Genomic DNA, 9250 nt, shown 5'->3' on the forward strand with positions numbered 1-9250 from the left:
AGCGGCCACTTTCTAGGGAAGGATGGAGTCCACGTAGCCGCCGTCCACCCGCACCGCCGCGCCCGTCGTGGCCGAGGCGAGCGGCGAGGCCAGGTAGACCACCATGTTGGCGATCTCCTCGGGCTCGATCAGGCGCTGCAGCAGCGACTGCGGCCGGTGCCGCGCCATGAACGCCCGCTGCGCCTCCTCCCAGGGCAGTTCCCTGCCCACCAGCTGATGGACGAAGTCCTCCACGCCCGCCGTGTGCGTGGGCCCCGCGATCACGGAGTTGACCGTCACCCCGCTGCCCGCCGCCTCCTTGGCGAACCCCCTGGACACGGCCAGCAACGCCGTCTTCGTCATGCCGTAGTGGATCATCTCGGCGGGGATCACGACGGCCGAGTCGCTGGCGATGTACTGGATCCGCCCCCAGCCGCGCTCCATCATGCCCGGCAGGTAGGCGCGGGTGAGCCGGATCGCGGCCAGCACGTTGACCTCGAAATAGCGCCGCCACTCGTCGTCGCCGATCTCCAGCGCCGGTTGCGCGCCGAAGATGCCCAGGTTGTTGACCAGGATGTCGACCTGCGGCAGCGCGCTCAGCACCCGCTCGCACCCGTCGTCCTTGGACACGTCGCCGGGCGCCGCGACCAGGTCGCCCTCCATCCGTTCGACGGCCTTGGCGACCGAGCCCTCGCCGCGGCCGTTGATCCCGACGCGGGCGCCCGCCCTCGCCAGCCCGGCGGCGATGGCCGCTCCGATTCCCTGCGTCGACCCGGTGACCAGCGCGGTCTTCCCGGTGAGATCGATGTGCACGATTCCGCACCCCCTTTTCCCGTCATTCTCCGCGATCAGTGCCCCGCGGGCACGCACCGGGCCGGGCGCCGGTGCGTAGGCTGGGGTGCGCGGGCGTGGAAGGGGCGTGGGTGCACCGGATCCTGTGGCTGATCGTCGCGGTCGCCTTCGTCGTGGGTGTGTTCGTGCCCGCATCGCCGGAGCCCGAGGAGTGCCCGCCGCGCGACACCCGGGTCACCGCCCCCTACGCGATCACCGGCTACTGGGTCATCCCGCGGGCCGACCGCTGCGTGACCCAGCGCATGGTGGAGGCGATCCACACGATCGGCGGCGACACGCTCGTCACGTTCGGCCCGCGCTTCAACGCCGGCGAGGATCCCGGCTTCGCCAGCTGCCGCGTCGACGGCCGTCCGTGCGCGCAGGTGCCGGGCAAGCAGATCCGGCGGGTCTACACGTACACGACCAGCGAGGAGTTCGGGAAGGGCATGCTGCGCTGCCCCGGGCTGGAGCGGCGGATCGAGAGCGCAGGCCGCGTCTTCTACCGGTTGTCGCTGGCGGAGAACTGCCGGGAACCCGTGCACGACCTGGTGCTGGTCGCCACGGACGGCGACGGCCTGGGCAACCTGATGGCCGAGGCGGCGGCGTACGGCATGAAGGTCTTTCCCGGGCTGCCGGCGGCCGCGCAGCGGGAGGACAAGCCGTGGGAGCCCGACCACGACCACACCGGCGCGCTGAAGGCCTTCACCGCGCGGGTGCTGGCCGACTACCGGGCGCGGTTCGGGGGGTCCGGCGCCTTCGGCGGGGTCTACCAGTCGTTCGAGTTGGCCATGCGGGACCGCGCCGACAACGATCCGATCATCGAGCTCTACGCCGCGCAGCACGCCGTCGTCGCCGGCGTCCTGCCGGGCAGGCCGATCCTGGTCAGCCCGTACATCGACGCCCGCCGCGGGCGCGGGTTCCCGCCCGAGCAGGCGGGCGACGGCATGGCGGACATCGCGGCGACGCGGGCCGGCGCGCCCATGGCCATCGCGGTCCAGGACGGGCGCGGCACGGGCAAGGTGCCGGTGCACGGCCCGCACGAGACCGGCGCCAAGGTCGTGCCGCGGCTGGCGCCGGTGGTGGGCGACGTCAGCAACGCCGAGGCCTACTACGGGGCGACCCACGCATACGTCGAGGCGGCCGCCCGTGAGGTGCCCGACGGGGTGGAGCTGTGGGTGAACGTCGAGGGCTTCGAGCCCACCCCGGTCGCCGGCGAGTGCGGGCGCGTCGATCCGCTGCCGCTGCGCGGGCGGACCACGAAGAGCCGGCTCGACCAGCAGATCATGGCCTCCGGCCCGCACGCCACGAAGATCATCTCGTACGGCTGGGACCCGTTCTTCACCTGCCAGGCCCGCCACGACACTCCCTCGCTGGCCGACGACATCGCGCGCGACTGGCAGCGGCCCATCATCGTCAACGCCGTCAGGCAGGACAGGAACGGGCGGCCCGGCATCCTCGTCGAGGGCCACAACCTGCGGGGCGGCTCGCTGCGCTTCGACCCCCACGGGGCGGTGGTCCGGCAGGAGTGGCACTCGGACGGACGGCTCGAGTCGGCCTGGGCCCCGTACGTCCCCCCGGGTCCCCTGACGTCTGTCACGGCCACGAACGGTGCCGGCCACACCAGCACGAGCCCGTACGCGATGCGTTGAACCGCCGTCCCGGGCGGCGGGAGTGCGCACTTTGTCGAGGAATCTCCCTGGATTGGCGGTGAAGGGCAGGCCTGTGATCTTCTGATGGCCGGGGGAAGGCGCGTGAGGGCATGGTTCGGCCGGTCGTTGCGGGTGCGGCTGGCGCTGTTCGCCAGCATCGCGATGCTGTTGCTGAACATCGCAGTCGGCGCTTTCGTGCTGCACGGCATCCGCGATCAGCTCGTCGACATCCAGGCGCAGGACATGTCGAGCAGGGCTGTGTCCGTGCTGCCCATGATCAAGGACAACCGCCTGCCGCAGGTGCTGGAGTACGACGCGCTCGACGGCGTCCAGGTCGTCGACCCGTCGGGACGCCCGGTCACCTCCACGCTCAATCTCGTCGGCCTGCCCAGGCAGACCACGGCGATCCCCCAGGACGGCCAGGCCAACGCCGTCGCGGAGCTCTGCGGCCTCAGCGGGTTCCCCGGGGAGTGCAAGATCGTGACCGCCATCACCGCGTACCAGCCGGACGGCGACTGGATCATCTACACGTTCGACCAGACGCTGCCCTGGTACGTCGGCCCGCAGGTGATCCTGTCGCAGGCCGCGCTCGCGGCGGCGCTGGTCGCGCTGACCTGGTTCGTGGTGTGGCGGGCGACGACCAGGACACTCGCCCCCGTCAGCGCCATCACCAAGCAGCTGGCCGAGCTGACCACGTTCGTCGGCGGGATGCGGGTGCCCGTGCCGCAGAGCGACGACGAGATCGCGGCCCTGGCCGAGACCGCCAACCGCACGCTGGAGCGGCTGGAGACGGCGATGCGGGAGAAGGAACAGGCGGTGGAACGCCAGCGCAGGTTCGCCGCCGACGCCTCGCACGACCTGCGCAGTCCGATCACCGCAATGCGCGCCCAGATGGAGGACGCCCGGCTCCACCCCGATGAGGCCGACTGGATCGAGGTGAGCGACGAGGTGCTCGCCAGCCTGGACCGGCTGCAGGCGATCGTCACCGACCTGCTCGTGCTGACGAGGCTGGACGCGGGCGCCCCGAGCCGCCGTGAGCCCGTGGAACTGGCCGAGCTGGTTGCCCGGGAGGTCGTGCGGCCGCGTGCGAAACAGGTCGTCACCGACCTGCGGCCGGAGGTGGTCGTCATGGGTGACCGGCTGCAGTTGGCCCGCCTGCTGACGAACCTGATGGACAACGCCGACCGGCACGCCGACAGCCGGATCACGGTGACGGTGCGGGAGGAGGACGGCCAGGCCGTCCTGGAGGTGCTCGACGACGGCGAGGGAATCGCGCCCGAGCATCGCGAGGTCGTCTTCGAACGCTTCGCCCGCCTCGACACCGCCCGCAACCGCGACGTCGGCGGCAGCGGGCTCGGCCTGCCCATCGCCCGCGAGATCGCCGCGGCACACGGGGGCACGCTGACCGTCGAGGACTCCGAGCGCGGCGCCCGGTTCGTCTTCAGGGCGCCGCTGCAGGACGGCTGAGCCCCCGGCCCTACGCGTACGCGGCCGTGCTCTCCCGGACGATCAGTTCCGTGGCCAGCTCCACCCGCTTGGTCTCCGGCACCTCACCGTGGCCCATGGCCAGCACCGTACGGGTGGCCAGCGAGGCCATCTCCTGCAGCGGCTGCCGCACCGTCGTCAGCGGCGGCCAGGCCGACTTGGCCAGCGGCAGGTCGTCGAAGCCCACCACGCTCAGGTCCTCGGGGACGCGCAGCCCGCGCTGCCTGGCGGCCTCCAGGACGCCGAAGGCCATCAGGTCGCTGTGCGCGAAGATGGCCGTGGGCGGATCGTCGAGGGACAGCAGGGCGTGCGCCTGGTCGTGGCCCGACTCGACCAGGAACGTGCCGCGCCTGATCAGCTCGGGCGCGACGGGCAGCCCCGCCGTCTCCAGGGCGGCGCGATAGCCGTCGATCCTGGCCTGGCTGCAGAGCATGTCGGACAGGCCGCTGATCACGCCGATCCTGCGGTGGCCCAACTCCAGCAGGTGGCGGGTCGCGGCCAGGCCGCCGTTCCAGTTGGTGGCGCCCACCGAGACCACGCCGGGGGCGGGCTCGCCCTCGGGGTCGACCACCGCGAACGGCAGCGAACGGGCGCTGAGCTGTGACTGGATGCCTGTCGACAGCCGCGAGGCGACGATCACCACGCCGTCGGTCCTGCGCGCGGCCAGCCGTTCGAGCCAGTCGCGTCCTGGGCCCGCGTGCGTGTGCAGGACGGAGATGACCACGCTGGCCCCGGCCTCGTGGGCCGCGCTTTCCGCGCCTCGCACGATCTCCATGGCCCACGGCGACTCGATCTCGGCGAACACCAGGTCGACCAGGCCTGCCGGGGTGTCGTCCTGGCTGATGCGCCGTTGGTAGCCGTGCTCCTGCAACAGCCGCTCGACCCGGTGGCGGGTCGCGGGAGCGACTTCTGGACGTCCGTTGATGACTTTCGAGACCGTCGGAATGGAGACTCCAGCCTCCTCCGCGATCAGTGCGATCGTGACCCGCCTCTTCGCTGACACGTTCGGGAGTGTATCCGAAAGTTTCGGTTTGCCCTTGCTCGGGTCCTAGGTGTTGACGCTTTGCCTGGCGTTTACTTGCGCTCCGGGCAAAGAAACTATCGGTGCTTTCATGAAAATTTCGCACTGTTGAGGAAGGGGACCCCTATGCGACGCAGTGTGGTGCTGTTCGCGGCCCCGGTGCTCATCGCCGGGCTCCTGGCCGGCTCGCCCGGCAAGGTCACGATCGAGTGGTGGTACCTGTCGACCTCCGATCCGCTCAAGACGCTCTGGGATCAGCGCGCCAAGGAGTTCATGGCCAGGAACCCGAACGTCACCATCAAGGCCACCGTCCTGGAGAACGACGCCTACAAGGCCAAGCTCACCACCATCACGCAGTCGGGCAAGGCGCCCGACATCAGGGTGAACATGCTTCACGTGTCCGGAACCCAGCTCGTCATGGACGACAACACGCCGGTACGACTACGCGGGGTGGGTCTTGGGGGCACCGGTTATCCGGCCAACGAGAGCTCGATGCGGCACGCCGTACGCTCGGTGCTGGGGGAGGAGCGGGCGGAGTCGTTCTTCGACCGGCTGCTCGCGTCGTTCTTCACCGAGCAGGACGCCGACCTGCTGGCCTCGACCTGCTCTCCGACAACCTCGAACCCCACTGACGAGCGGTCACCTCCTGTGCCTGGGCGAGCCCGGGTCGGTAGGGTCCTGTTCCGTGACGACGGAGCTGGAGGACCTCGCCGTACGGTTGCGGGAGTTCGCGAAAGTCAGGCAGTGGGAGCAGTTCCACACGCCGAAGAACCTGGCGATGGCGCTCGCGGGCGAGGTGGGGGAGCTGGTGGCGGAGTTCCAGTGGCTCACCGCCGAGCAGTCCGGGAACCCCGGTGACGAGGCGCTCGCCAGGATGCGCACCGAACTCGGCGACGTGACCCTCTACCTCGTGCGCCTGGCCGACGTCCTGGGCGTCGACCTCATGGAGGCGGCCAGGGCCAAGCTCGACGACAACGACCGCCGCTACGACCCCGCCGTCTACCGCGGTTCGGCCAGGAAAGCGCCACCGTCCCCGGGCGCCACCTGAATCTCCCCGCGGTCACCTCCCCCCGCATAAGGTGACGAACATGCGATTCGGGGTGCTGGGGCCGCTGGCCGTGTGGACGGACGCCGGTGAGACCGTCACGATCCCCGGCCTCAAAGTACGCGCGCTCCTCGTGGACCTGCTCGTCCACGAGGGCCATCCGGTCTCCGCCGACCGGCTGGTCGACGACCTCTGGGGCGAGGATGCGCCGGCCAACCCGGCGGGCGCGCTCCAGGTCCGCGTCTCCCAGCTGCGCAAGGCGCTGGAGGACGCCGAGCCCGGAGGCAGGAACCTGATCGTCTCCCGCGCCCCCGGCTACCTGCTGCGTCCCGACGACAGCGCTGACGACAGGGCCGTGGACGCCGTCCGCTTCGCCGGCCTGCTGGCCCGGGCCGAGGCGGCGGGCAGCGCGCGGGCCAGGGCGCGGCTGCTGGGCGAGGCGCTGGCGTTGTGGCGGGGGCCCGCGTACGCCGGCTTCGCCGACGAGGAGTACACGAGGGCGGCCGTGCTCCGGCTGGAGGAGCAGCGGCTGTCGGCGCTGGAGCAGCACGCGGAGGCCCGGCTGGAACTGGGCGAGCACGGACTGCTCGTCGGCGAGCTGGGCGACCTGGTGGCCAGGCACCCGCTCAGGGAGCGGCTGAGGGCCGTGCACATGCGGGCCCTCTACCGGGCCGGGCGGCAGAGCGAGGCGCTGGCCGGGTACGCCGAGCTGCGCGAGCGGCTGGCCGACGAGCTGGGCCTCGACCCCGGCCCCGAGCTGGTGGCGCTCCACCAGGCGATCCTCGGCCAGGACCCCGCGCTCAGCGTGCCCGCGCAACGCCCGGTCACGAACCTGCCCGCCCCCGTCGGCAGGCTGATCGGCCGGGAGCAGGCGCTGACCGAGGTGTGCGCGCTGGCGGAGGAGGAGCGGCTGGTGACGCTCACCGGCACCGGCGGGGTCGGCAAGACCCGGCTGGCGCTGGAGGCGGCGGACCGGCTCGTGGACGACTTCGCCGACGGCGCGTGGCTGGTCGCGCTCGACCAGACGTCCCGCTCGCCGGCCGAGGCCGTCATGGCGGCGCTCGACATCAGGGAGGACGCCGGCGCCGACCCCGTGGGGCAGCTGGCCGCCGCGCTGAGGCCACGGCGGACGCTGCTCGTCCTGGACAACTGCGAGCACGTGGTCGAACAGGTAGCCGACCTGGCGGAGCGGCTCCTGCGGGCCTGCCCCGACCTGCGCGTGCTGGCCACCAGCAGGGAGCCGCTGGCCGTGGCGGGCGAGGTGCTCTGGAGCGTGCCGCCGCTCGACGTGCCCGCAGGGGCGGACCTGGCGGCCATGGCCTGCTCCGACGCCGTCAGGCTGTTCGTGTCCAGGGCCGCCGCCTCCGCCCGCGGCTTCGCGCTCGACGCGGGCAACGCGCAGGCCATCGCCCAGCTGTGCCGGCGGCTCGACGGCATCCCGCTGGCCCTCGAACTGGCCGCCACCCGGGTGCGGGCGCTCGGCGTGCAGGGCGTGGTGGACCGGCTCGACGACCGGTTCCGGCTGCTGGCCTCGGGGCAGCGCGGCGCCCCCGCCAGGCAGCGCACGCTCACCGCGGTGATCGACTGGAGCTGGGACCTGCTGTCCGACGACGAACGCCGCGTCCTGCGCCGTCTGGCCGTGCACGCCGACGGCTGCACCCTGGAGTCCGCGGAGGCGGTCTGCGGGGAGCGCGGCCTCGACGTTCTCGACCTGCTGGCCCGCCTCGTCGACCGTTCGCTCGTCGTCGTCGCCGCCGACGCTCCGGCGGGCGTCCGGTACCGGCTGCTGGAGTCGGTGTCCGCGTACTGCGTGGCCCGGCTGTCCGACGCGGCCGAGCTCGACCGGGTGCGCCTCGCGCACCTCCGCCACTACCTGGAGCTGGCCGAGCGGACCGAGCCGGAGCTGTACGGCCACGAGCAGCGCGACCGGCTGCTGCGCCTGGACGCCGAGGCGGCGAACATGCGGGCGGCGCTGGACACGGCGGCCGCCGCGAAGGACGGCGAGCGTGCGGCCCGGCTTGCCAACGCGCTGGCCTGGTACTGGTTCCTGCGCGGCAGGCTGGCCGAGGGTCGGCGGGCGCTCGCGCGGGCACTGGCGATCGAAGGGGAGCCGTCCCCCTCCAGGGCCAGGGCGGCCGCCTGGCACGTCGGCTTCGCGCTCATGCTGGGCGAACAGGTCGAGTACGAGCCCGCGCTGGCGGCGATCGACGACCCGGGCGCGCGGGCCAGGGCCGAGCTGTTCGTCGGCCTGCACATCAGGGATCTGCCGGCCGGCCAGGAGCTCACCGGCCGGGCGCTGGCCACGTTCCGGGCCGTCGGCGACACGTGGGGCGTCGCCGCCGCGCTGACCCGGCAGGCAAGGGACGCCTTCACCCAGCGCGACCTGGAAGCGCTCGAACGCACCGCCGGGGAGAGCGCGCGGCTGTTCACCGAGCTGGGCGACCGCTGGGGGCTGCTGCGGGCCACCGAGTGGCTGGCCTCCCAGGCCGAGATGGCCCACGACGCCGAGCGGGCGAACCGGCTGTTCGGCGAGGGCCTGCGGATGGCCGAGGACCTCGGGCTCTGGACAGAGGCCGCCACGCAGACGGCGTGGCTGGGCTGGATCGCCTTCTCCAGCGGCGAGTACGACCGCGCCGTCGAGATCTGCGAGCGCGCCACGAGACTCGCCGCCGAGCAGGGCTACAAGGAGGGCGAGGCCATGGGCAGGATGGGCCTGGCCTTCGCCGCGCGCCGCGCCGGGCGGCTCGACCTGGCCGAGGAGCACCTGCTCCACCTGCTCGACGGTGTGCCGCGCGACCCTGATCTCGAACCCTCCCTGCACGTCCCGTCCACGCTGGTCGAGCTGGGATTCCTCACGGAGACGCGCGGCGACCCGGCCGCCGCCCTCGACCTGCACCTGGAGGCGCTGGCCGCCGCCGCGAAAATCGGCGATCCCAGGACGATGGCGTGGGCCGTCGAGGGAGCGGCCTCCGCCACCCGGTCGCCCGGCAGGGCCGCCGCGCTGCTGGGGCTCTCGGCCGTGGCCAGGCGGCACAACCAGACTCCCGCGGGGCCGTCGGAGCAGGTCGAGATCGACCGGGTCACGGCCGGGGCGCGCGAGGCGCTGGGGGAGAAGGGGTTCGCGGCGGCGTACGAGGAAGGGGCGGCGTACAAACTGGACGACGTGCACGACCTGCTGCGGTAGCCGGTGGGGCGGTGCTCATGCGAGGTGGGTGGCGAGGCGGTGCAAGAACCCCACCC

Annotated in this window: 7 protein-coding genes; 4 read left to right on the forward strand and 3 right to left on the reverse strand. The window is 72.5% G+C overall.

Annotation, left to right across the window (positions count from 1 at the left end; all coding sequences use genetic code 11):
* Nucleotides 1–12 precede the first annotated feature (12 nt).
* A complete protein-coding gene (locus E1267_RS04180) occupies nt 13–792 on the reverse strand; it encodes an SDR family NAD(P)-dependent oxidoreductase (protein ID WP_132329931.1) in 780 nt (259 codons plus the stop codon).
* 95 nt (nt 793–887) lie between these two features.
* Here E1267_RS04180 and E1267_RS04185 point away from each other — a divergent pair, with 95 nt between their 5' ends.
* Together E1267_RS04185 and E1267_RS04190 are read left to right on the forward strand one after the other, a co-directional pair.
* Nucleotides 888–2459, forward strand: a complete 1572-nt coding sequence (locus E1267_RS04185; protein ID WP_132329933.1) for a DUF4434 domain-containing protein — start codon at nt 888–890, stop codon at nt 2457–2459.
* A 102-nt stretch (nt 2460–2561) separates the two neighbouring features.
* Nucleotides 2562–3926, forward strand: coding sequence for a sensor histidine kinase (locus E1267_RS04190; protein ID WP_246063437.1), 1365 nt, complete (start codon nt 2562–2564; stop codon nt 3924–3926).
* Between the two features lie 10 nt (nt 3927–3936).
* Here the strand turns inward: E1267_RS04190 and E1267_RS04195 are convergent, their stop codons facing one another.
* Nucleotides 3937–4947, reverse strand: a complete 1011-nt coding sequence (locus E1267_RS04195) for a LacI family DNA-binding transcriptional regulator (RefSeq protein ID WP_132329937.1) — start codon at nt 4945–4947, stop codon at nt 3937–3939.
* Between the two features lie 488 nt (nt 4948–5435).
* Complete coding sequence (locus E1267_RS44065; RefSeq protein ID WP_165959453.1) at nt 5436–5594, reverse strand: hypothetical protein; 159 nt, start codon at nt 5592–5594, stop codon at nt 5436–5438.
* A gap of 56 nt (nt 5595–5650) precedes the next feature.
* Between E1267_RS44065 and E1267_RS04210 the strand changes: the two genes are divergently transcribed.
* On the forward strand, nt 5651–6013 hold the full coding sequence (locus E1267_RS04210) for a nucleotide pyrophosphohydrolase (protein ID WP_132329939.1): 363 nt from the start codon (nt 5651–5653) through the stop codon (nt 6011–6013).
* A gap of 40 nt (nt 6014–6053) precedes the next feature.
* Entirely contained in the window at nt 6054–9194 is a 3141-nt protein-coding gene (locus E1267_RS04215; RefSeq protein WP_132329941.1) for an AfsR/SARP family transcriptional regulator, read from the forward strand.
* Nucleotides 9195–9250: the final 56 nt, after the last annotated feature.

It is taken from the genome of Nonomuraea longispora (assembly GCF_004348345.1).
GTDB classification, from domain to species: domain Bacteria; phylum Actinomycetota; class Actinomycetes; order Streptosporangiales; family Streptosporangiaceae; genus Nonomuraea; species Nonomuraea longispora.